At 49.5% G+C, this 24,926-nt stretch carries 20 protein-coding genes; 12 read left to right on the top strand and 8 right to left on the bottom strand.

The window, feature by feature from the left end; all coding sequences use genetic code 11:
• Positions 1 to 71: 71 nt before the first annotated feature.
• From AM231_RS06435 to AM231_RS06465, 7 genes are all read right to left on the bottom strand, one after another.
• Positions 72 to 728, bottom strand: a complete 657-nt coding sequence (locus AM231_RS06435; RefSeq protein ID WP_053493916.1) for a methylthioribulose 1-phosphate dehydratase — start codon at positions 726 to 728, stop codon at positions 72 to 74.
• On the bottom strand, positions 729 to 1,409 hold the full coding sequence (locus tag AM231_RS06440; protein ID WP_053493915.1) for a 2-hydroxy-3-keto-5-methylthiopentenyl-1-phosphate phosphatase: 681 nt from the start codon (positions 1,407 to 1,409) through the stop codon (positions 729 to 731).
• Positions 1,406 to 2,620, bottom strand: coding sequence for a 2,3-diketo-5-methylthiopentyl-1-phosphate enolase (locus AM231_RS06445; RefSeq protein ID WP_054401743.1), 1,215 nt, complete (start codon positions 2,618 to 2,620; stop codon positions 1,406 to 1,408). Before AM231_RS06445 ends, AM231_RS06440 begins: the two co-directional genes overlap by 4 nt.
• Positions 2,617 to 3,486, bottom strand: coding sequence for a pyrroline-5-carboxylate reductase (gene proC / locus AM231_RS06450; protein ID WP_054401744.1), 870 nt, complete (start codon positions 3,484 to 3,486; stop codon positions 2,617 to 2,619). Before proC ends, AM231_RS06445 begins: the two co-directional genes overlap by 4 nt.
• Positions 3,487 to 3,522: 36 nt before the next feature.
• Positions 3,523 to 4,770 (bottom strand): glutamate-5-semialdehyde dehydrogenase, encoded by a 1,248-nt coding sequence (locus AM231_RS06455; RefSeq protein WP_054401745.1) that lies wholly within the window; start codon positions 4,768 to 4,770, stop codon positions 3,523 to 3,525.
• 49 nt (positions 4,771 to 4,819) lie between these two features.
• On the bottom strand, positions 4,820 to 5,923 hold the full coding sequence (gene proB, locus AM231_RS06460; protein ID WP_082341548.1) for a glutamate 5-kinase: 1,104 nt from the start codon (positions 5,921 to 5,923) through the stop codon (positions 4,820 to 4,822).
• 351 nt (positions 5,924 to 6,274) lie between these two features.
• Positions 6,275 to 7,474, bottom strand: coding sequence for a pyridoxal phosphate-dependent aminotransferase (locus AM231_RS06465; RefSeq protein ID WP_053493910.1), 1,200 nt, complete (start codon positions 7,472 to 7,474; stop codon positions 6,275 to 6,277).
• Positions 7,475 to 7,728: 254 nt separating this feature from the next.
• Between AM231_RS06465 and AM231_RS06470 the strand changes: the two genes are divergently transcribed.
• The gene (locus tag AM231_RS06470) at positions 7,729 to 8,541 is read left to right on the top strand and encodes a carbon-nitrogen family hydrolase (RefSeq protein WP_054401747.1); all 813 of its coding nucleotides are present in this window, start codon (positions 7,729 to 7,731) and stop codon (positions 8,539 to 8,541) included.
• Between the two features lie 100 nt (positions 8,542 to 8,641).
• Entirely contained in the window at positions 8,642 to 8,827 is a 186-nt protein-coding gene (locus tag AM231_RS06475) for a hypothetical protein (RefSeq protein WP_053493908.1), read from the top strand.
• A gap of 97 nt (positions 8,828 to 8,924) precedes the next feature.
• Here the strand turns inward: AM231_RS06475 and AM231_RS06480 are convergent, their stop codons facing one another.
• On the bottom strand, positions 8,925 to 9,860 hold the full coding sequence (locus AM231_RS06480; RefSeq protein WP_054401748.1) for a LysR family transcriptional regulator: 936 nt from the start codon (positions 9,858 to 9,860) through the stop codon (positions 8,925 to 8,927).
• 184 nt (positions 9,861 to 10,044) lie between these two features.
• Here AM231_RS06480 and leuC point away from each other — a divergent pair, with 184 nt between their 5' ends.
• The 10 genes from leuC (at position 10,045) to AM231_RS06530 (ending at position 24,708) form a co-directional block, all read left to right on the top strand.
• The gene (gene leuC, locus AM231_RS06485; RefSeq protein ID WP_053493906.1) at positions 10,045 to 11,469 is read left to right on the top strand and encodes a 3-isopropylmalate dehydratase large subunit; all 1,425 of its coding nucleotides are present in this window, start codon (positions 10,045 to 10,047) and stop codon (positions 11,467 to 11,469) included.
• A 20-nt stretch (positions 11,470 to 11,489) separates the two neighbouring features.
• Positions 11,490 to 12,092 (top strand): 3-isopropylmalate dehydratase small subunit, encoded by a 603-nt coding sequence (gene leuD / locus AM231_RS06490; protein ID WP_053493905.1) that lies wholly within the window; start codon positions 11,490 to 11,492, stop codon positions 12,090 to 12,092.
• Between the two features lie 239 nt (positions 12,093 to 12,331).
• Complete coding sequence (locus tag AM231_RS06495) at positions 12,332 to 13,771, top strand: N-acetylmuramoyl-L-alanine amidase family protein (protein WP_054401749.1); 1,440 nt, start codon at positions 12,332 to 12,334, stop codon at positions 13,769 to 13,771.
• Positions 13,772 to 13,814: 43 nt separating this feature from the next.
• The gene (locus AM231_RS06500; RefSeq protein WP_054401750.1) at positions 13,815 to 14,501 is read left to right on the top strand and encodes a GerMN domain-containing protein; all 687 of its coding nucleotides are present in this window, start codon (positions 13,815 to 13,817) and stop codon (positions 14,499 to 14,501) included.
• 201 nt (positions 14,502 to 14,702) lie between these two features.
• Positions 14,703 to 16,088, top strand: a complete 1,386-nt coding sequence (locus AM231_RS06505; protein ID WP_054401751.1) for an N-acetylmuramoyl-L-alanine amidase family protein — start codon at positions 14,703 to 14,705, stop codon at positions 16,086 to 16,088.
• A gap of 41 nt (positions 16,089 to 16,129) precedes the next feature.
• Entirely contained in the window at positions 16,130 to 16,723 is a 594-nt protein-coding gene (locus tag AM231_RS06510; protein WP_054401752.1) for a GerMN domain-containing protein, read from the top strand.
• Positions 16,724 to 16,798: 75 nt separating this feature from the next.
• Positions 16,799 to 19,528: an S-layer homology domain-containing protein gene (locus AM231_RS06515; RefSeq protein ID WP_054401753.1), complete on the top strand. Its 2,730-nt coding sequence runs from the start codon at positions 16,799 to 16,801 to the stop codon at positions 19,526 to 19,528.
• Between the two features lie 85 nt (positions 19,529 to 19,613).
• Positions 19,614 to 20,285: an endonuclease III gene (nth, locus tag AM231_RS06520; protein WP_054401754.1), complete on the top strand. Its 672-nt coding sequence runs from the start codon at positions 19,614 to 19,616 to the stop codon at positions 20,283 to 20,285.
• Between the two features lie 249 nt (positions 20,286 to 20,534).
• Positions 20,535 to 20,816, top strand: coding sequence for a hypothetical protein (locus AM231_RS06525; protein ID WP_054401755.1), 282 nt, complete (start codon positions 20,535 to 20,537; stop codon positions 20,814 to 20,816).
• Positions 20,817 to 21,054: 238 nt separating this feature from the next.
• The gene (locus AM231_RS06530; RefSeq protein ID WP_054401756.1) at positions 21,055 to 24,708 is read left to right on the top strand and encodes a dynamin family protein; all 3,654 of its coding nucleotides are present in this window, start codon (positions 21,055 to 21,057) and stop codon (positions 24,706 to 24,708) included.
• The last annotated feature ends 218 nt before the right edge of the window (positions 24,709 to 24,926 follow it).

The raw sequence follows: 24,926 nt of genomic DNA on the forward strand, positions 1-24,926 counted from the left end.
TGTTGGTACCCGGATGCTAACTGTATGCGACTTTCCGGCTGTTACTGTTCTAATACTTGTATTCGTTCATTTTATTTGTTGCCGGCAGCGTTAAGAAGCAGTCGGCGATACGAATATTCGAATATAAATTCGAACGCCTCCAGATGTTTCTTCGCCTCAAAGGCATTTTTGCCCCACGCATAGATGCCGTGATTACGCAGCAGAATACCAGGCACTGCGGGATCAAGCGCATCAGGAACGAGCTCGGCAATCCGCGGGATATCCGCATAATTTGGAAGAATCGGGATGCGAATCGCTGCGTCTTCTTCCCAGATATTAAACGCTTTGATCAGCTCAATGCCTTGGGCGAGCATATAGCCTTGGTCTCCATACCAGTCACTCATCAAATTATTATCAATTGTATGCACATGAAAAATCGCCCCGCAGCCGGTTTTACGATAAATTTCACAGTGGATTAAGGTTTCCGCGCTTGGCTTCAAACCGGTTTCCTCGCAAGGCGCGCCATCCTGATCCACGAATAAATAATCCTCAGGTGTATGCACGGACTTGTCTTTCCCGCTGGCGGTTACCGCAAAATAAAACTGCTCAGGCGCGAAATCGCCAACACGGACGGATAGATTGCCGCTGGTGCCGGGGAACCAATTTCTCGCAGCAAACAGCTCCTTGATTCCTCTGAGGTCGTGCAGTGCGGCTTGTTTCTGTTCAAGCCGGATCGCTGAAAATGACATTTACAGCACCCCCTGTTTAAACTTGTTCTTCATATCGTTTTGAACATCCGTAAATGTCTCAAAAGGCACGTGATGTACACCAAGCTTCTTGCACTGCTCGGTGAGCGTGGAGCGGGAATAGACCAGGTCAGCCTGCTTCGCGCCTTCAAAATCGGTAAGGCTGTCCCCGATCAGAATCCGGTAATATCGCTCAGCAGGGAATCGGTCCATGACCGTCACTTTACACATTCCGCAATCGTTATTGCACGATTCTTTGCAAGGATGAGGCCATGTGATTTCAATATGTTCCCCATCGAAATTCGCACCGTTGCAGAAGATATGGTCTGTAGGAATATTAAACGGCTTCAACAATGGATCTACAAAAAAATCGATCCCGCCGCTTGTAACATAAAACTCAATCTGCTCGGACTTCAAATAATCAAGGAATGTCCCGAACCCTTCGCGTATTCCTGCATGGCTCAGAACGAAATCGGTGATCTCCTCCTGCATGGAGGAAGGGAAGAGCGCGAACATGCGGCCAACGCCCTCCCTTATAGAAATGGTTCGTTCGAGCGTATCCTGCATGATAGGCTCATAGCCTTCCGGCTTGAAATGCTTCATGATGGCGACAATGTTGTCGTTGTTCGTAATGGTTCCGTCGAAATCGCAAAAAATGATGGGCTGTCTATCTCTTGATGTCATGCTTCTCCTCCCCAGATATCGAGTGCTGCTTTTAGTTCCTCGTGTTCTTCGGCATATTGGGCAAGAGGCAAGGATCTCATCGTTGCCTCAATCGCTTGTACGAAGGCTTTGCCGCCCGCTTCAGTTCCCATCGGATGACCGTGGATACCGCCGCCGGCATTGACGACTACATCCATGCCGAAATCACGAACGATCCGCGGAACGAGTCCAGGATGAATGCCAGCGGACGGTACCGGCATGCTGCGTTTTACACCCAGTTTTGCACTGTGCAGCTCATCACGAATGGCGAGATTCTCTTCTCTTGGCATCGTTACAGAGCCGTAAGGAGAAGGGAAGAGCACCAGATCCGCGCCCGCGATCCGCATCAGTTGACCGAGCAGTACCGGAGCCGTGATCCCGTAATGGGGAGATGGATAGAGCGCGCCCGCGAGAGCGGGATGGGCCGCAATAGGGACTGTAATGTCCGGATCTGCGCTCAGCTCATGCAGAACGTCATAACCATAAGAGAGCACATTGAAGAGCAGGGCATTGGCGCCTGCATCGATCGCGCGTAGTGCTTGCTCACGGAGCTTTGAAGTCCTGCCAGTCAGATTGGCTGCATACAGCAGTTTTTTACCTGTCTGTTGCTCGACTTCAGCTGCCGCCTGTATGCACATGCTGACCCGTTTCTCGATCGGAGTTAGATCATTCTCGAACAGGATCTCGTCATCCTTGATCAGATCCACACCGCCAAGGGCCTGGCGGACGAATTGCGTTCTAAGCTCGTCAGCATTCAGTCCGATCACGGATTTAAAGATGCTCATGAGCAGCGGACGGTCATGGACACCAAGAAGGTCACGGATTCCGTCAATACCGTATTTCGGCCCAGGGAACGCACTTAAGAAGTCGGGAGACAGGTCTAGGGACGTCAGTTTGATGCGCCCGTCCATGGAAATTTTGCCGAACACAGTGACAAGCAGCGCCGGAATGTCCCGGCTAAAATTAATATCCGGATAGGCGATGCTGACATCGGCATAACGGCTGCCGGGCTCCCAGCCCTCGTTAACCTGGATATCAACGACTTCACCTAGATGCTGTTGCATAGCTTCGCGTTTAGCCTGGGGCAGCTCAGTCCAGCTGCCAACCGTCATGCCAACGGCAATGGAGGTTGCTTTTTTTCGAAAATCCGCCTGGTCGTCATAGATACGGTATGTTGCAATGCAGCGGCTCATGAGATTTGCTCCTTCAGCATGGCGCCCATTTCCTTAGAGCGCTCTGCACAGCGGTTTACCGCGGCAATGACGGTTTCAAAGAACTCACCCTGATCGAGGGTTTCCAACGCAGCCTGCGTGGAACCGTTCGGCGACGTAATTTTAGCGCGCAGCGATGAAGGCAGCTCTCCGGTCTGCTGTACCATGCGGGCCGCGCCCAGAATGGTTTGGAGCGTTAAATCGCCGCTTTGCTCTGCGGTTAAACCACCTCGGATTCCCGCAGCTGTCATGGCTTCCATCATATAGTAGAAGTAAGCAGGGCCACTGCCGGAAATACCGGTCAAGATATCCATTTTCTCTTCTTCGATAATGGTCACGTTACCTACAGCTTCGAATATGGTGAGTACCAGCTGACGCTGCTCCTCGCTCATTTCCTTCGAGAAGGAAATTCCTGTAGAACCCAGGCCAATCGAAGCGGAGGTGTTGGGCATTGTACGCGCAATGGGCTGCTGCTTCCCGAGCAGTGTCTGCGTTGTATAGATGGACAGACCGGCGATCACGGAGATGATCAATTGATCACTCGAGAGCATCGGACCGAGCTCCTTCAACGCTTTGGCAGCATCCTTCGGTTTCATGGCCAGTACAATGACCGGCGAAGTTTTTAAAATTTCGATTTTGGCGGCATCGTCGTTGTTGATCTGGATGCCATAACGTTCACTCAGTTCCTGAAGGCGCTGGGCATTACTCCGGTTGAGCATCGTGATATTCTCTGGAAGCACGACGGAACGGCTCACCAGTCCTCGCACGATCGCTTCAGCCATCGAGCCTGCACCGAAAAAGGTGATCGCTTTATCTATTAGGGGTCTGTTCTGTGGGGCATGGCACATCGTAGTTTCCTCCTTCAAGGATAAATATGAATGTCTTTATTCGCGAATTTGACCACTACCGATAATAACATATTTCGAGGAGGTCAGCGCGGGTAACCCCATCGGTCCACGTGCATGGAGCTTCTGGGTGCTGATGCCGATTTCGGCGCCAAAGCCGAATTCGAAGCCGTCCGTAAAGCGGGTCGAAGCGTTATGGTATACAGCTGCCGCATCTACCTCTTGTAAGAATCGGTTTGCATGATCCGCACTTTCAGTCACGATACATTCCGAATGCTTCGTTCCGTATTTTGAAATATGAGCTATGGCTTCATCCAGATGATCCACAATTTTCACATTCAATATATAGTCGTTGTACTCGGTAGCATAATCCTCAGTTGTAGCTTCAGTGGCCCATGGCGCATACTGCAGGGTGCGCTCACATCCGCGTAGTTCCACTTTGCGCTCCCCGAAAGCCTCAGCTAACGCCGTCATATTCGACTTTGCATAGTCAGCATGGACAAGCAGTGTTTCCATGGCATTGCAAACCGAAGGGCGCTGTACTTTGGCATTGATGCTAATGGCTGCTGCCATACTTGGCTCAGCGGATGCGTCCAGATAAGTGTGGCAGATTCCCGCGCCGGTTTCGATCACAGGAACAGTAGAATTCATAACGACATTTTGGATGAGGGAGCTTCCGCCACGCGGAATAATGACGTCCAGCATACCTCGCAGCTTTAACATTTCATCCACGGAAGATCGGTTCGGATCTTCGATTAGCTGAAGTGCATCCTTTGGCAATGCCGTGCGCTCCATGGCTTCGTGAAGCACCTCGACAATCTTGCGGTTGGAGGCGAGGGCGGATGAGCCGCCTCGAAGCACGACCGCGTTGCCTGTCTTCAAGCACAGTCCGGCTGCATCCACCGTCACGTTAGGACGTGCTTCATAGATGATACCAATGACACCCAGCGGAACACGTTTCTTAACGATGCTCAGTCCGTTGGGGCGCTCGATCGTCTCCAAGATGTCACCGATTGGGTCAGGCAGCTCGGCGATTTGGCGAAGGCCTTCAGCAATAGCTTTAATTCTGGCTTCATTGAGCGCAAGCCGGTCGAGCAGGGAAGCAGAAGTGCCGCCTTCTTCTCCGAGGCGCAGATCCTCTGCGTTCGCTTCGATGATATCAGCAGCTCGCTGAATCAATGCGTCTGCCATAATGATCAGTGCCTGGTTTTTCTCATCTGTACTTAATTTGCCGAGACTGAATGCGGCCTGCTTGGCGAGTTGGGCTTTACTGCGTACTTCACTCATGATAACTCCTCCTTGGAAATGGATTTGAATAATAACTGCAACACTTGGTTTACTTTAATGTGATCCATTCATCGCGGTGGATGACCTCTAATCGATGGATTTCACCGATGATGCCAATCACTTGACTGCTCGGTAAACCGAGCACGGCTTGGAGCTGCTCCTCATCGTAATTCACGATCCCTCTGCCGAGCTGTTCGTTGCTCATATTGACGACCTCGACCACATCCCCTGCGTGGAAGCTGCCTTCGATCCGTTTGATACCAACAGGAAGAAGGCTGTGGCCGCCGTGAAGCAAAGCCTGCTCAGCTCCCGGATCGACCACAATCCGGCCTAGCGGTGAGGACATAAAGCCAAGCCATTGTTTTTTCATAGGCAGAGAGGATAGGTTAGTGGCAAAATAGGTTCCTTTGCCTGTATGCTCCAGAACTTTCAGCAGATCACCGGTCTCGTTGGCTTTACCGATAAATACGGGAACACCGCCCCGGGTAGCGATTTTGGCAGCATCAATCTTGGAGCGCATGCCGCCTGTGCCTACACTGGAACCTGCCCCGCCGGCTATGTTGTAAATTTCCTCTGTGATTTCATCAACTTCTTCATATCTTGTCGCGTCTGGTGACTTGCGGGGATCTGCCGTGTACAATCCGTCCATATCGGTCAGAATGATCAATCGCTGGGCACGAACCAAATTAGCAACCAAAGCAGAGAGCGTGTCGTTATCACCGAATTTCAATTCGTCAATCGAAACCGTATCGTTCTCATTGATGATGGGAATGACATCTTGTTTGAGGAGTTCCGTAATGGTCATGTTTGCATTGTTCATTCGTTTGCGATTGGCAAAATCCGTTCTTGTCAGCAAAATTTGCGCAGCCTTCATACGATACGATGCGAGAGCATTCTGGTAGGCACGCATCAGCAGCGCTTGACCCAGCGCAGCCGAGGCTTGCTTTTCATGCAATAGCTTAGGTCTTGTGTCGTAGCCAATCTCCCGGAAGCCTGCAGCGACGGCTCCAGAAGTTACAAGCAAAACCTCATGTCCGCGCTTGCGCAGTGCCGCAAGTTCTCCGGCAAAAAAAGCGATGGCATCAAGGTTAAGTCCGCCTTCATCTGTCGTTAGAGAGCTGCTTCCGATTTTTACGACGATGCGTGAGCGCATCGTGATCACTTCCTTGTATGATAGTGGTATAACTGTCTGGATCTTTAGATAAAAATAAAAAAACTTCCGTCCTATATGAAAAAGGACGAAAGTCTAACTTCCGCGGTACCACCTTTGTTGATGAGCGTTAGCCCACCCGGCTTTAGCCCTGTAACAGAAGGCACTGTCCTGGCAAGCCAGGCCGTTCGGGGGTAGGTTTCGGAAAGGGGGTCACGGCAATCCTTGCAGCCAGGGGATTGCTCTCTGTTAAGGCGTGCCACATGCTTTCGTACTGGTCCCGTCTTCACGTTTCATTATGCATTTATAGATTACAGCAAGAATAGCACATCAGTTTGTTTTTTTCAAAAGGAATTAGGATCGGTTGAAGAGATTTAGTCTGCCTATTCGATAGGCTGCTTCCTTCATCCGTTCTTCGGTGCTTAAGAGTCCGACGCGGACATAGCCCTCTCCATGATTGCCAAACCCGACACCCGGCGCTACAGCAACCTTGGCTTCCTCGAGGAGAAGGTCGGCGAAGGATACTGAGGTAAAGCCCTCGGGCACAGGCAGCCAGCAGAAGAAGGAGCCTGACGGTTTCTTGGCTTCCCAGCCGATTTCAGAGAGGGCCCCATAGAAGGCATCTCTTCTTGATTGGTAACGCGCGACCAGTGCATCGACACAATCTTGGGAAGATGTAAGAGCTGTGGCAGCTGCCGCCTGGATGCCGCCGAACAGGCTGACATAGATGTGATCTTGCAGCATATTGATCAGCGAGATGATTTTCTTGTTCCCTAGGGCGAAGCCAACACGCCATCCGGCCATATTGTAGGTTTTGGAGAGAGTATAAAACTCTACGCCAACTTCTTTGGCTCCTTCGGCTTGCAGGAAGCTGACCGGACGATCGCCATCAAACCCAATCGCACCATAGGCAAAATCACTAGCCACGACAATGCCGTGCTCAGCGGCGAAGGCTACCGTGTCTTCATAAAAGGATAATGGAGCGACGGCGGACGTCGGATTATTCGGGTAATTCAAGAACATCAGTTTCGCTTTCTCTCTGTCTGCTGGTGATATGGCATCATAATCAGGAAGGAACTGGTGCTCCGCGGTTAGTGGCATGAACTTCATCTGGGCACGTGCCAGCGCGACCCCTGACCAGTAATCTGGGTAACCAGGGTCAGGTACCAGACAGACGTCACCAGGATTTAGCAGAACTTGAGGCAGCTCTACCAGACCGGTTTTTCCTCCGAATATGATGGCTACTTCCGTCTCCGGGTCCAGATCCACGTTATAGTCTTCCTTGTACCGCTTAGCAATGGCCTCTTTAAGAAAAGAAAAACCGGTAAATGGCGAATATTTGTGAAACAGCGGATTATCGGCCGCTTCCTTCAGGCTGGCTATAATATGGGGTGGCGTAGGTTGATCGGGATTACCCTGTCCCAGGTTGATCACATCATGTCCTTGTGCCACTTGCCGATTTACCTTGGAAACCAAGGTTGCAAAAAATTGCGTAGGCAGCTGGGACATGATCTCAGCGGGCTCTATGTGGAATTCGTTTAATTTGTTGTTCATCGCAGGTTCATCACTCCGTTATCTATTTGTGCTTCAGTAAGTCTGATATGGGAAACAATCAGGATTAATTTAACACGATTTATCAGAGGTGTATAGAGGGAGATACAGCTTTAGGTATTGCGGCAGCCGTGCCAGTGAGGCTATGATGAGGACATATCGAGTCGGATAAATCCGTAATAGGAAGCGGTAACCAGAATGGTACAACCTCTTTCCGTTATCCTTATGGATTCAAACCGATAACAGGAGGCTGTAAGATGACTGCAAAAGCTGAAGCACCAATGAATATCGCCCTTATCCAAGCTGATATTGAGATAGGTAACGTAAAGGCCAATATGAATAAAATGCTGGACATGATGAATAAGGCTGCAACCGCAAATACGAAGCCGGACGTGATTGTGCTGCCGGAATTGTGGAATACAGGGTACGCGCTGGATCAGATTCAGGATATCGCTGATCCCATGGGACAAGAAACTTCCCGGATGCTGAGCGAGTTTGCGAAAGAGCACCGCATTCAGATTGTTGGTGGTTCTGTAGCTGAACGCGTGGAGGACCGGATATATAACACGATGTATGTCTTTAACCGGGATGGGGAACAGGTCGCCAAATATTCCAAGATTCATCTATTCCGTCTCATGGATGAAGAGAAGCATCTGGAAGCTGGTCAGCATACGGTGACCTTTGATTTGGAGCGGATCAAGGCAGGTGCCTCAATCTGTTATGATATCCGATTCCCGGAATTTATGCGTACGCTTGCACTGGCTGATGCTCAAGTGCTGTTTGTGCCTGCACAGTGGCCGCACCCGCGTCTGCATCACTGGAGAACTTTACTTATGGCCAGAGCGATTGAGAACCAAATGTATGTGGTAGCTTGCAACCGAGTAGGCACTAGCGGTGATACGGATTTCTTCGGCCATTCGATGATCATCGATCCTTGGGGAGAAGTCATTGTGGAAGGCGATGACCAGGAAGCGATCCTGACCGGAACGATCGACTGCAATCTTACGGATGAAGTGAGAGGGCGCATCCCGGTATTTGAAGACCGCCGGCCCAATTTGTATTTTAAATAAATGCTCATAGGGCTGCGCGTCTCTAAACTTTAAAGTAAAGTTTCAACTGCGCGTTGACGGGTATACTAAGGGTAATCCGTCTGAGAGGAGGCTTAGAATCATGGCAGAGAACAACCAATTCGACAGCCGAAACAATGAGCAGGAACAAGAGCAGAAAGATCAATTCCGCAGTTTTGTTGAGCAGGTCGCGGGAGAGAACAACAGCAAGAATGAATCGCTGCGTGATCAATCCCGTACCGCCGATGAACAGAACCGAATGATTGATCAGCAGAATTTGCGCAAATAGTCTGTTTTAGAGATGCGCATCACATGGTTAGACATAACGACAAATAGAGGCTCAGCCAAGTTGCGTACAGACCTTGGCTGAGCCTCTTTATGCGTGTTCATTCATGATTTCTTATACTTTCTACTACAAGATGGTCCATGACCTGTTTGAAGGTATCGATGAACGCATCAGCCGCTTTGGACAGATAACGGCCATCACGATATGCAACAACCAGCGTGCGGCTCGGGACCGGGTCAGCAAGCGGCAAATATACCGGGATAAACTCGCTGCGTTTGGCTCTGGCTATGAAACGAGGCACGAGCGTAATCCCCATTCCCGTTGCGACTAGGGATTGGAGCGTCTCAATGTTGTTGCTCTCAAAAACAACATTCGGTTCAAAGCCGGCTTCACGGCAAATATCAAAGGTCAGTTTCCGAAAGCCCTGCCCCTTCTTTAATACGACAAACGCTTCATTTCGGAGCTCATCTACGGTAATGGGGCGAACGGGATCGGAGGTCGCACGCAATGCAAGCGGATGTTGCGGTGGAACGGCTAAATCGATCATCTCCTCGCCGATGGGAATCCACGACAGTGACGGCTCGGATAGCGGAAGCGCGAGCAGGCTCAGATCGGCCTTACCGCTGGCCGTCAGCTTTTCCAGGTTCAAAGAGGAGTCTTCCAGAAGGGTGATCTCGATATCCGGATATCCTTTTTTAAAGGCGGGCAGTACTCTAGGCAGCAGATGAGAGCCTGTTATCGGCATGCTGCCGACAACAACTTTTCCCTTGCGTAGCTGCGAAATATCCGACATCTCCTGCTTCAATTGTTCGACTGCGTCCATAATCTTCTGGGCGTGCTCGACGAAGCTGGCCCCGGCATGGGTAAGCTCCACACTGCTGGTATTGCGCTGGAACAGCATGACTCCAAGCTCCTTCTCCAGTTTCGAAAGCTGCTGGCTCAAGGAAGGCTGGGCAATATGAAGCTTCTCGGCAGCGCGAGAGAAATTTCGATCTGCAGCGATTTGCAGTGTATATTGCAATTGTCTTAATTCCATATAAGCATCACTCCACTATAGCTGAATCCTATTACATTTATAGATATTATATCTTGGAACAATGAAGAAGGAAATGATATATTACTATCAACGTAAAGATGATGCGTTGTAGATCTTCCTCCTCATGTGTTGAAGATCCAAGCAGTTATCTTCCATGGACGTAAAGAACAATGGGGTGATTATGATGAGTAAGAAGACAATGTTCGAGAAAATTTGGGATAACCACGTGATTCATCAAGAAGAAGGTAAACCGGGGATTTTGTACATCGATCTGCATTTGGTGCACGAAGTGACCTCCCCGCAAGCATTTGAGGGCCTGCGTCTCAGCGGCCGCAAAGTACGCCGTCCTGAACTGACGTTTGCAACGATGGACCACAACGTACCTACGAAAGACCGCTTTAATATCACCGATCCGATCTCGAAACAGCAAATTGATACACTGACCAAGAACTGTCAGGATTTCGGTGTTACTCTCTATGATCTGGACACGATTGATCAAGGTGTTGTGCACGTTATGGGACCTGAATTAGGTTTGACTCATCCAGGCAAAACGATTGTGTGCGGCGACAGCCATACTTCAACTCATGGCGCATTCGGCGCTCTTGCGTTCGGTATCGGCACCAGTGAAGTAGAGCATGTTATGGCAACCCAATGTCTGCAGCAGGCGAAGGCAAAAACGATGGAAGTACGTTTTGTCGGTCACCGCAATCCGGGCGTAACAGCGAAGGACATGATCCTTGGCGTTATCGCGAAATACGGAACAGATTTTGCTACGGGCTATGTTATTGAATACACAGGCGAAGCAATTCGCGAGTTGTCCATGGAAGAGCGCATGACCGTGTGCAACATGTCCATTGAAGGCGGAGCTAGAGCGGGTATGATTGCTCCAGACGAAACAACGTTTGAATACTTGCGCGGACGCCAATACGTACCGCAGGGCGAAGCTTTTGATGCTGCAGTTGCAGCCTGGAAACAGCTTGTAACAGACGAAGGCGCCGGGTTTGACACTGTGGTTGAGTTCGACGTAGAATCCCTGATCCCTCAAGTGACTTGGGGTACGAGCCCGGGCATGGGTACAGACATTTCCTCCACGGTTCCGAATCCTGCTGACTTCAAGACTGAGAACGAGCGTAAGGCTGCTGAGAAGGCTTTGGAGTATATGGATCTGGTGCCTGGCACCCCGATGGCAGAGATTCCGATTGATTATGTATTTATCGGTTCCTGCACGAATGGGCGTATTGAGGATCTGCGTGCTGCCGCTGCTGTTGCGAAAGGACATAAAGTGTCCGGCAATGTGACGGCCATCGTAGTACCGGGATCGGGCCGAGTGAAGATTCAGGCCGAGAAAGAAGGACTTGACAAAATTTTTGTTGAAGCCGGATTTGAATGGCGTGAAGCAGGCTGCAGTATGTGTCTGGCCATGAACCCGGACGTGCTCAAGCCTGGACAGCGCTGCGCTTCCACGTCCAACCGTAACTTCGAAGGACGCCAAGGCCGCGGTGGCAGAACACATCTCGTATCGCCGGCAATGGCAGCGGCAGCTGCGGTTAAAGGGCGCTTCGTGGATGTACGTGACTGGAACTTTGCAACTGAAGAAGTTGTGAGCTAAGAAGGACGGAGGAGAAGGATATGCAAGCATTTACGACATTAAAAGGCTTAGTCGCACCCGTGGATCGGGTGAATGTAGATACAGACGCTATTATTCCCAAGCAATTTTTGAAACGAATCGAACGCACAGGGTTTGGACAATTCCTGTTTTATGAATGGCGGTTTGATGAAGAAGGAGGCAACATCGACAGCTTCTCGCTGAATCAGCCTCGTTACCAGGGCTCGACGGTTCTGATCTCCCGCGCGAACTTTGGCTGTGGTTCATCCCGTGAACACGCACCTTGGGCTATTCTTGATTATGGGTTCCGTGTTGTCATCGCTCCGTCATTTGCGGATATATTCTATAATAACTGCTTTAAGAACGGGATTTTGCCGATCAAGTTGTCGGAAGAGCAGGTGGAAGAGTTGTTCCAGCGCACGGAAGCGAATGAAGGATATCAGCTGAACGTGGATCTGGAGAACAAAACGATTACGGATGATCAAGGGCTTCATATTGATTTCGATCTTGACGAGCATCGCCGTCAATTCCTGCTTCAAGGTTTGGACGACATCGGTTTGACGCTCCAGCATGAAGATGCGATTGATGCTTACGAGAAGAAACACAACGATCGTCTGTTCGCGTAATCTCGCAAATCATGCAACAAAAGTTTACAAGATTATTAAACTTCCATTTCCGATGTAGGAAATGGAAGTTTTTTTTGGTATTATGGAATTAATATGCAAAGGTTGCCGGTAGAAACCAATGTTTTATGTCAGTATTTGTTCGGCAGATATACGCCGGGAATGCTGATTCACATTTTTGCAGTATCGCTTTATGCTAGATTGCTTTTCAAATTCAAACATGGGATGAACGAGGAGGATTCATGAAGAAGTTAGGGTTTGTAATGGTGTTGATCGTCTTCTTGCTAGCGTTTCCAAAAAATCTGGAAGCGAGTTCTTCAAGCGCGAACATTTATCTTGATGGGGAACAGCTGAATTTGTCTTCGGGTGTCCACGTAGCCAACATGAAGGGCAATGTAATGATTCCGATACGCGTAGTATCCGAAAATCTTGGTTTCAAGGTAGGCTGGGAGAAGGCCAGTCAAACCGTAACAGTCGAGAACAGCCAGAAGGCCGTCCGCATGGTGGTTGGCAGCCAGCAGGCCGAGATGAACGGAACCCAGGTTGAACTGAACTTGGCCCCTGTTTTGGACGGGAAAACGACCCTCGTTCCGCTCCGGTTTGTGAGTGAGCAGATGGGGCTAGATGTAAAATGGGATAATCAGATGAAATCCGTCTTCCTTTCCAGCTCAGTTCCGCCTGCTGCTGAAGAAGTTATAACTGTTCCGGAAACCGAAGAGGTACCGGATAGTCAAACGCCTCCATCCGTTGATTCATCATATGAATCTGCTTTGATCGGACTTAGCTTTAGCGATAACCGGTTAATGATCGCTACCGAAGGTAATGTCCAGCCGAAAGTATCCAGCATAACGGGACCGGACCGGATTGTCATTGATCTTCCCAATACCGTCTTCGCTTCTTCGTTCTTGGATGGACATGCAGGGAATATACAAGGCAGTGGTGAGCTCGCAATCAGTGATTATTCAGACGTCACAAAAGTACGATATGCCCTGTTCAGTGACAATCCGTCGACCGTGCGGATCGTGATGGACCTCACCGGGCCCAAGCATTACGCTGTTAACAATGAATCAGGTATCATTATGGTTGATCTGAACGTTGAAGGAGACATCCTTGTCCCTCCTGTTCCTCCAATGACCAGCAACGGCAAGAAAACGGTTGTAATCGATCCGGGACATGGTGGCATCAAACCGGGATCGGTCAGCATTTCGGGTATAAAAGAGAAAGCATTCAATTTGGATCTTTCGCTGAAGGTTGAAGCACTTCTGAAGAAAGAGAAAGATATTAATGTAGTGATGACTCGCACCGATGATTCTCATCTTGAACTTAGTGATCGCGTGAAGATCGCAAATAACCTGAATGCCGATATTTTTGTGTCCATTCACGCTAACAGCAGCACAGTCAGCAGTCCGAGTGGTACCGAAACTCTGTATACGAGGGATTCAAGCAAATCCTTGGCGAATATCATGCATAAACATCTGATCAAAGCGACCGGTTTGAAGGATCGCAGCGCGAAGTACAGCAATCTTCATGTTACTAGAGAAACAACGATGCCGGCCGTCCTGCTCGAGATTGGATTTTTGAGCAACAAGGGTGACGAAGCCCAGTTGTTTAATGACGATTTTCAGAATCGTGTTGCACAAGGTATTGTAGCGGGTATAAAAGAATATCTTAATATACAATGATGTGCTTAGCGGTTTTGGATCATTGAGGAGGGGGACGAAAGCGATGAATAAAAAATATTGGATGACAGGATTGCTGTCGTTGTTGCTGGTCTTTAGTGCTGGCTGTGGTCAGAAGCCGGCTGCTGCCCCCGCTGGGACAAGTCCGGATCATGCAGCAGGACAAGTGGAAACGGCAACGAATGAAACGGATAATACAGCGGTCGTGGATGATGGTGAAGTTGAAGATGTCGTGGTGAACGCTAACGAGGGCGGCGAAGCTCTTCCGCAGCAAACAGCTGGGGAAAATACGGCGACTACAACGGAAACCAAGGACGTAAAAGCGGCAAATGCTGATTCCAAGAAAGCTCAGATTAAACTCTATTATACGGATCCGGAAGTTATGGATCTGAAAGAGGCGAACAGAGAGATTGCCTATTCGGGCGAAGAAGATAAATTTAAGAAAGCCTTTGAAGAACTGCAAAAGAGTGACGATGCACAACTTAATCCATTATGGTCGGAGAAGATTAGGTTGAATTCGATCAAGTTTGATAATGGAGCATTAACACTGGATATTACAAAACCCGATGAGGCTAATCTTGGTTCTGGTGGCGAAATGTTTGCGATTGAAGCTTTACAAAAAACATTCTTCCAGTTTGAGGAAGTCAAATCTCTTGAATTGCTGGTCGATGGTCAGCAGATTGAAAGTTTGATGGGACATGTTGAGTTAGAGCATCCAATGGTGCGAAATTAGTCGCTAAGAACTAGTGACGAAAAACATACGAAGGACTAAACGCCTATTTCGATATTCGAAATAGGTGTTTTTTTGGTAAAAGGGGAACATTTTCGCAACTTTTATTGAGCCTTCGCGTCTATAGGTTGTCAGGTAATGTCGGACAGGCCGAGTTAAGAAACGCCAATCTATGGCAAAATAATAGGATGGTAGGGGTGAAGGATGAAGAAGTTCGGTTTTTTTATGTTTCTGGTTGTCATCATGATTGCGTTTCCTAAAGTGGCGGATGCGAGTTCGTACAACGCAAAGATTTACCTGGATGGTCAACAAATCAATCTGTCATCTGGCGTGAAGGTGGAGAACAACAACGGTACAGTGATGGTTCCAATCAGGGTGGTTTCCGAGAATCTCGGATTTAACGTTGGCTGGAACAAGGCGACGAAGACGGTCACAGTCCAGGACGGGTCGCAAAATGTTACGATGGTGGTCGGAAACCGGCTTGCTGACATTAACGGTCAATCGGTACAAATGACCAATGCACCTGTTCTGCGCGGCGGAACGACATTAGTCCCTATCCGCTTCGTAAGTGAGCAAATGGGTCTTCAAGTAAGATGGGATAATGCGCAAAAGGCGGTTTATCTTACATCAACTTACGGTGAATTCAACCCTGATGAAACGACTGGCTCCAACGCTGCTACCGTAGACGGTCTTGTCTTCGACGAGAACAGATTATTAGTAGCTGTTACAGGCAATGCGAAAGCCAATGTATCGAAGTTGAGCAATCCGAACCGTATCGTCATTGATATGGTGAATGCGAAATTCTCGGACACATTCGGCAGCAACAACAATTTTGATGAGATCAACAAGAACGGTCAATTTTCAGTATCAGGATATCCGGATGTACAAGCTGTCCGTTACTCCCTGTACGATACTAATCCGATGACTGTTCGGATTGTCATTGATCTCAATCACGCCCAAAATTATGCCGTCTCAGGACTTGAGGATGGTTCAGGCCTGCTCGTTGTTGATTTGAATGCGACCTCCGACCCTGTCCCGTCACCTGGAACAAGCGGGAAGAAACTCGTGGTTATTGACGCGGGACACGGGGCTCACGACCCGGGAACATTAGGGGCGACGAAGAAAAAGGAGAAAGATTTCAATCTAGCGATGGCACTCAAGGTTGAGAAGCTGCTCGCCAAGGAGAAGAATATCGAAGTCGTCATGACTCGCACTACCGATACTTTCCTTGAGCTAAAAGAGCGTGCGAAGATTGCGAACAGCCTGAAGGCAGATGTATTTATATCGATACATGCGAATAGCGGCCCTTCGACTGCAAGCGGAACCGAAACGTATTATTACCATGAATCTGACAAAGCGCTGGCAAACGCACTCCATAAAGAAATCGTCAAGGCGGTTGGTTTAAAGGACCGCGGAGTGAGGTTCGGGAATTTCCATGTGATTCGCGAGACAACGATGCCTGGTTCTCTACTGGAAATTGGATTCCTGAGCAACAAGAATGATGAGAGCAAGCTGTTTGATTCGGCGACTCAGGATCGCGTAGCAGAGGCTATTGTCAGAGGTATTAAAACATATCTGAAGGTTGATTAACGATACGACAAAGTTATCGTGATTGCAGGAGGTGGCTACTTTTGAATAGAAAATTTTGGTCAATCGGCCTATTGGCAGCTGTAATGCTGATTAGTGCAGGCTGTGGACAGAAGCCGGGAGCTGCTCCCGACAATACGCCTGAGCAAGTGACACCAGCACCTGGTGGTCAGACGGGTCAGGGAAATGAAGACCCTACTAGCGGGGCGGGTGGAGCTTCCACGGGTAACGAAGTAACGAAGCCTGAAACGAAAACGGAAAGCATTAAATCCTACTACACGGATCCAGATGTAATGGAGCTGGTAGAGGGGACAGCGAACATATCGTACAAGGAAGATCAGGACAAATACGAAGCTGCTTATCAAACATTACAAAAAAGTGATAATCCCGACATGATTCCTCTCTGGGAAAAAATCGAAATGAAATCGTTGAAATTCGATAACGGGACTATTACGATCGATGTTCATGTTCCGGATGAAGCCAATCTTGGCGCAGGCGGAGAGGCTTTTGCGATTGATGCGATCAAGAAAACCTTCTTCCAGTTTGACGAGGTTAAATCCATTCAACTTCTGGTTGATGGACAGCAGGCTGAGTCATTGATGGGACATGTCGATCTGGAGTATCCAATGACTCGGTAATGATGGTTGAAGGAGATCACGTTCTGCTGTCGAATACTAGTAGATGAAGCAGTAGTTATTGAAAGGGGAAAGAAAATGGTACTTAGACACAGCAAACATGTTCATTCCAAAAAAGTGGTCTCCGCCGTCATGGCCGGACTTATAGCTTTCGGAGGCGGCGCTTCGCTTGTCTCGGCAGATGAATCAGCAACAAATACGAGTGCAGCGAATGCAACCCAAACGGCAACTAACGTATTCAGTGACGTGAGTGCCGGTTATTGGGGAGAAAAGTATATCTACCAATTAGCAGCACAAGGGATCGTAACCGGGAATAACGGAAAGTTTCGCCCGAATGATCCTGTAACGCAGCAGGAAGCTGTAACTATGGCGATCCGATTCCTAAGTATGCAGGATCAATTAAGCAGCGGCGCTGCGACATTACCGACAAATATTAAAGTAAATGATTATTTTACAAAGTATGTAGAACTGGCTTTTCAGCAAAACCTGCTCGACAAGCAAAAAGAGTCCGGATACACGGATGAAAAAGTCATCTGGGGCGCGCAGAAAGCATCCCGGGAATGGATAACGGAAGTGCTTGTACGTTCCATTGGACGCACCGCGGAGGCCAATGCAGCCAAGAATAAAGCGACAGGCTTTGCGGACAATGCCAAGATATCCCCAGATCGGTTGGGATACGTCAATATTGCAGTTGAGCTAGGCCTTGCAAAAGGCGTGAACGGCAATAAGTTCGATCCGCAAGGGGCTGTTACCCGTGCTCAGCTTGCTACGTTTTTTAGCCGTGCCCAAGCCTATATTAATACAAATTACGAGAATCAGTTTAAAGGCTCCATCGCCTCTATTGAGAACGGCAAATTAGAATTGTATGCGGATGGAAAGCTGCACTCTTTTAAACTGGATGCTTCTACTGCTTACTTCTCATCGGATTCAGAGAAAAGATTGCAATCCTCTGATATTCTTCCTTATACCCAAGCTGTAGTCATTGTAAACAACGGCACTGCTGCATACCTGGAAGTTACGGATGCTACCCAGCAAGTGGAGCGGTTTGACAGAACATATGCCCGTTTGTCTCCGAACAACCTGATTTGGCTTGATACTGGCAGCACCTTTGAGGAGCTGAGCTATGATCCAAGTACGGTGTTCCTGGACCAGAACGGTGTCAAAATCGATCCGAAGACGCTCGCCGCAGGCAGCCTGCTTACAATTGAGCGTGAGACGTACAGCCCGCAAAAGAAAATTGTATCGATCCGCGTGAAGAGCGGTTTGGTAAACAAAACGGGAGCTGGCGTCGTCCAAAACGTGGATACGACGAACAAAAAAGTAACGCTTAAGGATAGCTCCGGTTACGAGGACACGTATACATGGGATGATGCAACCGTTATTCGCTATCAGAATCAAATATTGACTCCTGCGGAGCTCAAGAATGGGTTCACGGTTAACTTTACGGTGAAGAACAGCGTAGTGCAGTCGATCGAGGTTACGCAAAGCGTCGACCGGACGATTCAAGCGATGCTGTACTCTGTTGAAGAGAACGGAAAAACCATTACGTACAAGCGCAGTGGCAGTGCTCAGCTTGAAACGAAATTTTTGGTTGAAAAGCCGGAAATCATTATGAGCGGCGTGGCGAAACCCGTTCTGACCGATTTGCTCGCGGACGCTGTATCAGGAGATCAAGTGACGCTGACGATCAATGGCGAAGAACGAGTTACCAAGATCGAAGTGACGGGTCGCCAGATGGAGCACATGGACGCAGTTACCATCGTGAACTATGATCCGAAAACACATTGGCTTACAGTCAAAGATACCGACAATCAGCCTCGGGTCATTGTCTTAGATAACAAGACGAAGTTCGAGTCAAGCAACGGAGTGACGCTGGATAAAGTGGAGCCGCTGCTTGGCGCAGGCCGTAAAGTCAGCGTCTCACTGATCGGCACCCGTGCACTTTCACTTGAAGTAGTATATAAAGTTGAAGGGAAAATCAGCAATATTAATACTTCCAAAATGTCGATTTCGGTATTGACTGCTAACGGGAAGATAGAAGAAGTACCGTACAACAGTTTGATGAAAGTTGAGATCTTCGGCAAATCGAATGCTTCGTTAGCTGATGTACGCATTGGTGACGAAGTATCTGCCCAGCTCGCCAGCAATCAGGAGTACTTGCAGAGCTTGAAGGTCAAAACTGCGTCACAATTCGAGGTTGTCTTCACAGAACCGTTGAAGAACCGAATTCGGGTAAAAGCGAACGGCACTACAAGCGATATCTATACCGACAAAGCTACATTAGCCGGAGATAACGGACAAGCCATTCTGCTGGCTGACCTCCGTCCTGGTACACTGGTCCAAATTACATTCCAGGGCTTAACCGCTGTGTCCGTAGCTGAGGTCAAGTTGACGCTTGGTGAGGTTACTGGTGTAGATCCTTCAGGTCAGGTGTTGACGTTAAAGGACTATTCAGGCAATAGCCAAAGTTTTGGTGGAGGCGCGGACGTTAAAGTGATTAAGAACGGATCCACTGCGTCGAATCTGAGCCCAATTAATTCAGGTGATCGCGTCGAGATCCGAAAGGATACGCAGGGCGTTACGATTATTCAGGTTCTGGACAAGGTAGAGCGTCCATTCTGGCAGGCGAACCAAACGGAAATTCAAGTGAAGCGTAAATCGATGAGTGACAATTTCCGGTTTAACTTAGCCAGTAACGTATTTGTTCATCAAGGTGACACGACTTTGTCCGTGCAATCCCTCAAGGAAAATGATAATATTGTACTGTACTTAAACAACGGTGTCGTTGTAGAGATTGTAAAACAGTAGGTATTTACCTGGGGATTGCTCTAAAAACACCGTCTTGATGCGGGGATTCCCGCATCAAGATTTTTTTTTGCAGGAGGGAAATCATATGAATGCGGCAACGGTACGGCATATTCTGGATACGATAGAGACTATGTTTCCGGATGCACATTGTGAACTCAATCACAGCAATGCGTTTGAGCTGACCATCGCCGTGCTGCTGTCCGCCCAGTGCACGGATGAAACAGTGAACAAAGTGACAAAGGACCTGTTTCAGAAATACAAAACGCCTTTGGATTATGTATCGGTACCGATTGAGGAGCTTGAGCAGGATATCAGACGAATCGGGTTATATCGGAATAAAGCCAAACATATTCAGCGATTGTGCAGCATTCTGATTGAACAGTATGGCGGTGAAGTACCCGAAGCCCATGATGAGCTGGTCAAGTTACCGGGAGTTGGACGTAAAACGGCCAATGTCGTCGTGTCGAATGCTTTTGGTGTGCCTGCGATAGCGGTCGACACGCATGTGGAGCGTGTTTCCAAGCGACTTGGCCTGGCAGCCTGGAAAGACTCCGTCCTCGAGGTGGAGAAGAAGCTGATGAAGCGCGTGCCGCGGGATGAATGGATCATGACACATCATCGGATCATTTTCTTCGGAAGGTACCACTGTAAGGCTCAAAATCCGCAATGTCCGGTCTGCCCGTTGCTGGATGTTTGCCGTGAAGGAAAAAAACGTATGAAAACCTTAGCAGTCAGGAAGAATAAGGAACAAGCGTAAAACGGGCAAGAACTAGACAAAAGAAAGGTTTATCCGATTTAAGAAAAACATCGCTTGCTAAGTCACAAACGAATGGGACAGACTGGGCATAAGGTGCAGCGCTCGCCTTTGTCTCCGGATTTCTAAACCTGTCAGACAGGGAATGGAGATCTGGAAATAAAAGTGATCGAAACGTCGGTACTTCGCGAGGACAACAAGACGGTAATTTGAAACGGAATAAGCCAAACTAAAAAGAGGATGGGATTACACATGAAATGCATCTCCGTATACACCGACAACTTTGAGTTGTTCTCCGATATTTTTGAACATGTGGTGGAGAACCAAAACCAACTGAATGAGAATGAAGAGCAAGAAATCGAAGGCGTAACGTTTAGCCATTCCGGAGATGCTCCCGAACATTATTTGGAGCGGATGTCTCAGAAGCCGGAAGTGGTTGTCATGCGCGATAAATCCCGCGGTTTGACCATTCTGCAGCATGGAAACGTATTTGAAATTCTGATCCCTGCAGAGGACACAACTGTCGTATCATAAGCAATTCAGCAGTGATATTAATTATCAACGTGGTGCCGGCACCACATATGTTTGAGGAAATGGCAGGCAAGGAGTTTTACCTCCTTACCTGCCATTTTTGCATATAATAATGGTCAAGTGATGATGAAGACATCTTGTAAATGAAACAATGATTCCTTTACGAGCCGAGCGGTGATAAAATAAAATGATGTGAAAAGATTGTGTCAGATATTGAAAGATCAATGGACAGGAGCGAGACATGACATTGAAGCTGATTACTGAACAAGAAATCGGATATAACATGACAGAACTAACCGACGTTCGCGATCGATTCTTGACGTGGAATGATGAATCCTCCTCCGCGTTGGCGGAGGATTTAATACGCAAGGGGACGGGCGGCGAGCTTACGCTCGCTTTCTGCGGTCACTTTTCCGCAGGCAAATCAAGTATGATCAATGCACTCTGTGGTAAAAAGGTGCTGCCCTCGGGGCCTGTGCCTACGAGTGCGAATGTAGTTACAATCCGCAGCGGCGAGCCGCGGGCGCTGATACACCGGTCGGCAGCCGAACACGGCGGTCCGTTAACCGTGACGATCGACCAGTTGTCGGAATATTGCAAGGAAGGCCGCGAGTATTCGGCGATTGAAGTGTGGGATGATGTTCCTTTGCTTGGCGAGGACGGCGTGTTGATGGATACTCCCGGGGTTGATTCCACCGATGACGGGCACCGGCTTGCCACGCATTCTGCATTGCATATGGCTGATATTGTTTTTTATGTCATGGATTATAACCATGTGCAGTCGGAGAGCAATTTAATGTTTGCCAAGAGTTTGTCGGATTGGGGGAAACCGCTCTATCTGATCGTAAATCAGATCGATAAACACCGGGATGGCGAGCTATCACTGACTTCTTATTTGAACGATATCAAGAAGGCATTCGCCCAATGGAAAATAACGTATAAGGGATTGCTGTGCACTTCGCTTAAAGTACAGGATCATCCGTATAATCAATGGGAAACGCTGAAGTCTCTAATTGGTGAACTGATATCTCGCAAGGAACCTTTGCTGCGCTACAGCGTATCCTGCTCCATCCGTCATGCTGTCGATCAGCATGTGGAGGCTTATACCCGCAGCCATCTGGAAGAAAAGGAACGGCTGCTTACGGAAATGGGCGGAGAAGAAGCTGCAGCTGCGTTGAAAGCGCGCATGCAGGAGCTGGATGCGGAGAAGAAATCGGCCCAGCTGTTGCCCGAATCCGTTCGTGCAGAGCTCCGCAAAGAAGCGGATGCACTTTTGGCAAATGCCAATTTGACCCCTGCCGATGTACGGGATTTAAGTCTGTCCTTCCTTGAAAGTCGTAAGAGCAGGTTCAAGGTCGGATTCCTGTTCTCAGGCGGTAAGACGGAAGAGGAACGGAAACGTCGTCTGGAGGCATTTCATCATCGGTTAGAGGAACAGACGGCTTCGCAGATCGATTGGCATCTGCGTACAGCGTTCCGCCAAATTTTAGAGCAGCATACGGAATGGAGCACAGAATGGGAGAGTTTGATGGATGCTGAACTCCCAGGTGTTCACGAAGATATGATCACACGGACCGTGAATCCGGAAGCAACGGTATCCGGTGAATATGTATTGAACTATAACCGGGAGCTGGCCGAGGAAATCAAGGCCAGCTACCGCCGAGCCGTGCTGGCGCTTGCCGACCGGCTGAAGGAGGTATTGACGGACGCTGCGCAAGTCCGTCTGCAAGAGCTGGAACGCCAGAGCGCGGAGCTTCTGGCGCAATCCGCGGCTTCCGCCAGCTATGCGGCACTGGAGCAGGCGGAAGCCGCCCGCGCGGCCGAGCTGGCACAGCTGCTCCCGCCGCGCACCTCCCTCCCTCCGGGTCTCCTGCCGGAGGTGAGGGAGCCGGAAGGGCAGCCTGCGTCAGCGGCTGCCCTGGGCGGTGCCCCAGCGGCGCAGCCGGGGCACGGGCGCACAGCGCCCCGCCCCGCCGCTGCGCAGGCGGCGGCACCGCAGCGGCGCCAGCGGCTTGAGGCCGCTGCAGCCGAGCTGCACGCGGCGGCTGCGCTACTGGCGCCGCACCCCGCGCTTGCCTCGGCCGCGCGGGATTTGACCGCCCGCGCGGAGGCGATGGCGGGCGGCTCGTTCACACTGGCGCTGTTCGGAGCGTTCAGCGCCGGGAAGTCCTCCTTCGCCAATGGACTTCTTGGCGAGTCAGTCTTACCGGTATCTCCGCACCCGACTACGGCAGCGGTGAATCGCATTCTGGCACCGGCTGAAGGGAACAGTCATGGTACCGCAGCCGTGCGCATGAAGAGCCGGGAGATGTGGTGGGATGATCTTAAATATTCGTTCGGTGTTTTAGGTCTCCAAGAGCCGACCCCCGACCAGTGGCGCAGTGTGGCTGAAGGATTGAATCCGGCCGGCATTCACCCGGCAGGCCTGCCGCATTACGGCTTCCTTAAAGCCGCTGCTGCCGGCTGGGATGTGATGGAAGCCAAACTCGGTACAACGGAAACTGTACAGCTGGCGGAATATCGCGGTTATGTAGCTGATGAAACCAAGTCCTGCTTTGTAGACGGGATTGATCTGTATTACAGCTGTCCGATGACAGAGCAAGGAATCGTGCTGGTCGATACGCCGGGAGCCGATTCCCTGCATGCTCGCCATACTGGCGTAACATTCAACTATATTAAGAATGCCGATGCCATTGTATATGTAACGTATTATAACCATGCCTTCTCTAAAGCGGACCGACAATTTCTGTCCCAGCTTGGCCGCGTCAAAGACAGCTTTGCTCTGGATAAAATGTTCTTTGTTGTCAATGCAGCAGACCTTGCCCAATCCGAAGAGGAGCTGGATGAGGTTGTGAAGCATGTTCGTACCAATCTTACGGCTAGCGGAGTAGGCAGCCCGCACATCTTCCCCGTCTCCAGTCTTGCGGCCTTAGACAGCAAGCTAAGTGGAGATGAAGAGAACTTGAAAGGATCTGGCTTCTCGGTCTTTGAGGAAGCGCTCAGCCGATTTGCGGTTGAAGAGCTGCCAAAGCTGTCCCAGCGAGCGGGTTATGATGAAATAACTTCCGTTCGTGATCGTATCAAGTCTTGGGCGGACATGGCCGCCCAGGACGAGACGACCCGCGCACGCAAGATTGCGGAGCTGGAGGCAGTTCAGGAGCGAGCGCTGTCCCGGCTTGCCGCATTCGGCGAGCTGCAGATGACCCGCGAAATCGCGCAGGAAAGCAGCGAACTGCTCTTTCATGTGCGGCAGCGGCTGGATTATGCTATGACTCGCTTTTTCCAGGAGGCATTCAACCCTTCCGTGCTTAGGGAAGATGCCGGTCATTTGAAATCGGCCTTCACGGCATGTGGGCGTGATTTGATGCGCACGATGTCCCTGGAGCTCGATCAGGAGTTGTGGGCGACAACGCTTCGGTTGGAGATGGCAGGACGTCAATTAACGGAAAGCGCAGCATTGAAGGCTGCAGCCGATATCAATGGGATGACCGAGGGTTTATCCTTGGCCCTTCGTAAGGATAAGGAATGGGCACCGCCCGAGCTGGAAGAAACAGAGCTGCAAATTCAAGGAGATTGGTTATCCTTCTGGTCGACCTTTAAGAACCCGAAGCATTTCTTTGAAGGCAGCGGCAGCTCGAAGCTGCGTGAGGCGGCTGAGCCGAAAGTGAAAGAAGCCGTGGCTGACGTGGTCGCTATACGGGAAGGTCAATTGACTGAGCATTATGTCAGAATGGCCGAAGGCTCGCTTAAGCACCATGTTTCAGTATTAGAAGAGCAATTGAAGGAATCCATGAGTGCTATTCTCACCTCGCTAGAGGATGGCCAATCTCCATTCATGTGGAGCAGGCTGGCTGATGATTTGGATCAATTGATTCCTATTGAACAGAAGAAGTAAGACTTGCCTACCATGAAGATGAAAAATCGTCGATGATAAAATCTCCTGGCAGGATTGTGGAGTGAGCATCCATCGGATTCACTTCTCTATCATCAAATAATAATGAAAAAGACGTCCCACAGCTGAACATGAGCGGGGCGTCTTCGTATTATTAGGTCAGCCAGAGATTTCTGGTTGGCCTATTTTTATAGGCATCTTATGATGGTGGTAGCCGGGAG

The sequence above is a fragment of the Paenibacillus solani genome (assembly GCF_001277345.1).
GTDB lineage: Bacteria > Bacillota > Bacilli > Paenibacillales > Paenibacillaceae > Paenibacillus_AQ > Paenibacillus_AQ solani.

Coding starts and splice junctions, on each gene's coding strand:
- AM231_RS06435 (WP_053493916.1), bottom strand. CDS start 728: ATGTCATTTTCAGCGATCCGGCTTGAACAGAAACAAGCCGCACTGCAC.
- AM231_RS06440 (WP_053493915.1), bottom strand. CDS start 1,409: ATGACATCAAGAGATAGACAGCCCATCATTTTTTGCGATTTCGACGGA.
- AM231_RS06445 (WP_054401743.1), bottom strand. CDS start 2,620: ATGAGCCGCTGCATTGCAACATACCGTATCTATGACGACCAGGCGGAT.
- proC (WP_054401744.1), bottom strand. CDS start 3,486: ATGTGCCATGCCCCACAGAACAGACCCCTAATAGATAAAGCGATCACC.
- AM231_RS06455 (WP_054401745.1), bottom strand. CDS start 4,770: ATGAGTGAAGTACGCAGTAAAGCCCAACTCGCCAAGCAGGCCGCATTC.
- proB (WP_082341548.1), bottom strand. CDS start 5,923: ATGCGCTCACGCATCGTCGTAAAAATCGGAAGCAGCTCTCTAACGACA.
- AM231_RS06465 (WP_053493910.1), bottom strand. CDS start 7,474: ATGAACAACAAATTAAACGAATTCCACATAGAGCCCGCTGAGATCATG.
- AM231_RS06470 (WP_054401747.1), top strand. CDS start 7,729: ATGACTGCAAAAGCTGAAGCACCAATGAATATCGCCCTTATCCAAGCT.
- AM231_RS06475 (WP_053493908.1), top strand. CDS start 8,642: ATGGCAGAGAACAACCAATTCGACAGCCGAAACAATGAGCAGGAACAA.
- AM231_RS06480 (WP_054401748.1), bottom strand. CDS start 9,860: ATGGAATTAAGACAATTGCAATATACACTGCAAATCGCTGCAGATCGA.
- leuC (WP_053493906.1), top strand. CDS start 10,045: ATGAGTAAGAAGACAATGTTCGAGAAAATTTGGGATAACCACGTGATT.
- leuD (WP_053493905.1), top strand. CDS start 11,490: ATGCAAGCATTTACGACATTAAAAGGCTTAGTCGCACCCGTGGATCGG.
- AM231_RS06495 (WP_054401749.1), top strand. CDS start 12,332: ATGAAGAAGTTAGGGTTTGTAATGGTGTTGATCGTCTTCTTGCTAGCG.
- AM231_RS06500 (WP_054401750.1), top strand. CDS start 13,815: ATGAATAAAAAATATTGGATGACAGGATTGCTGTCGTTGTTGCTGGTC.
- AM231_RS06505 (WP_054401751.1), top strand. CDS start 14,703: ATGAAGAAGTTCGGTTTTTTTATGTTTCTGGTTGTCATCATGATTGCG.
- AM231_RS06515 (WP_054401753.1), top strand. CDS start 16,799: ATGGTACTTAGACACAGCAAACATGTTCATTCCAAAAAAGTGGTCTCC.
- nth (WP_054401754.1), top strand. CDS start 19,614: ATGAATGCGGCAACGGTACGGCATATTCTGGATACGATAGAGACTATG.
- AM231_RS06525 (WP_054401755.1), top strand. CDS start 20,535: ATGAAATGCATCTCCGTATACACCGACAACTTTGAGTTGTTCTCCGAT.
- AM231_RS06530 (WP_054401756.1), top strand. CDS start 21,055: ATGACATTGAAGCTGATTACTGAACAAGAAATCGGATATAACATGACA.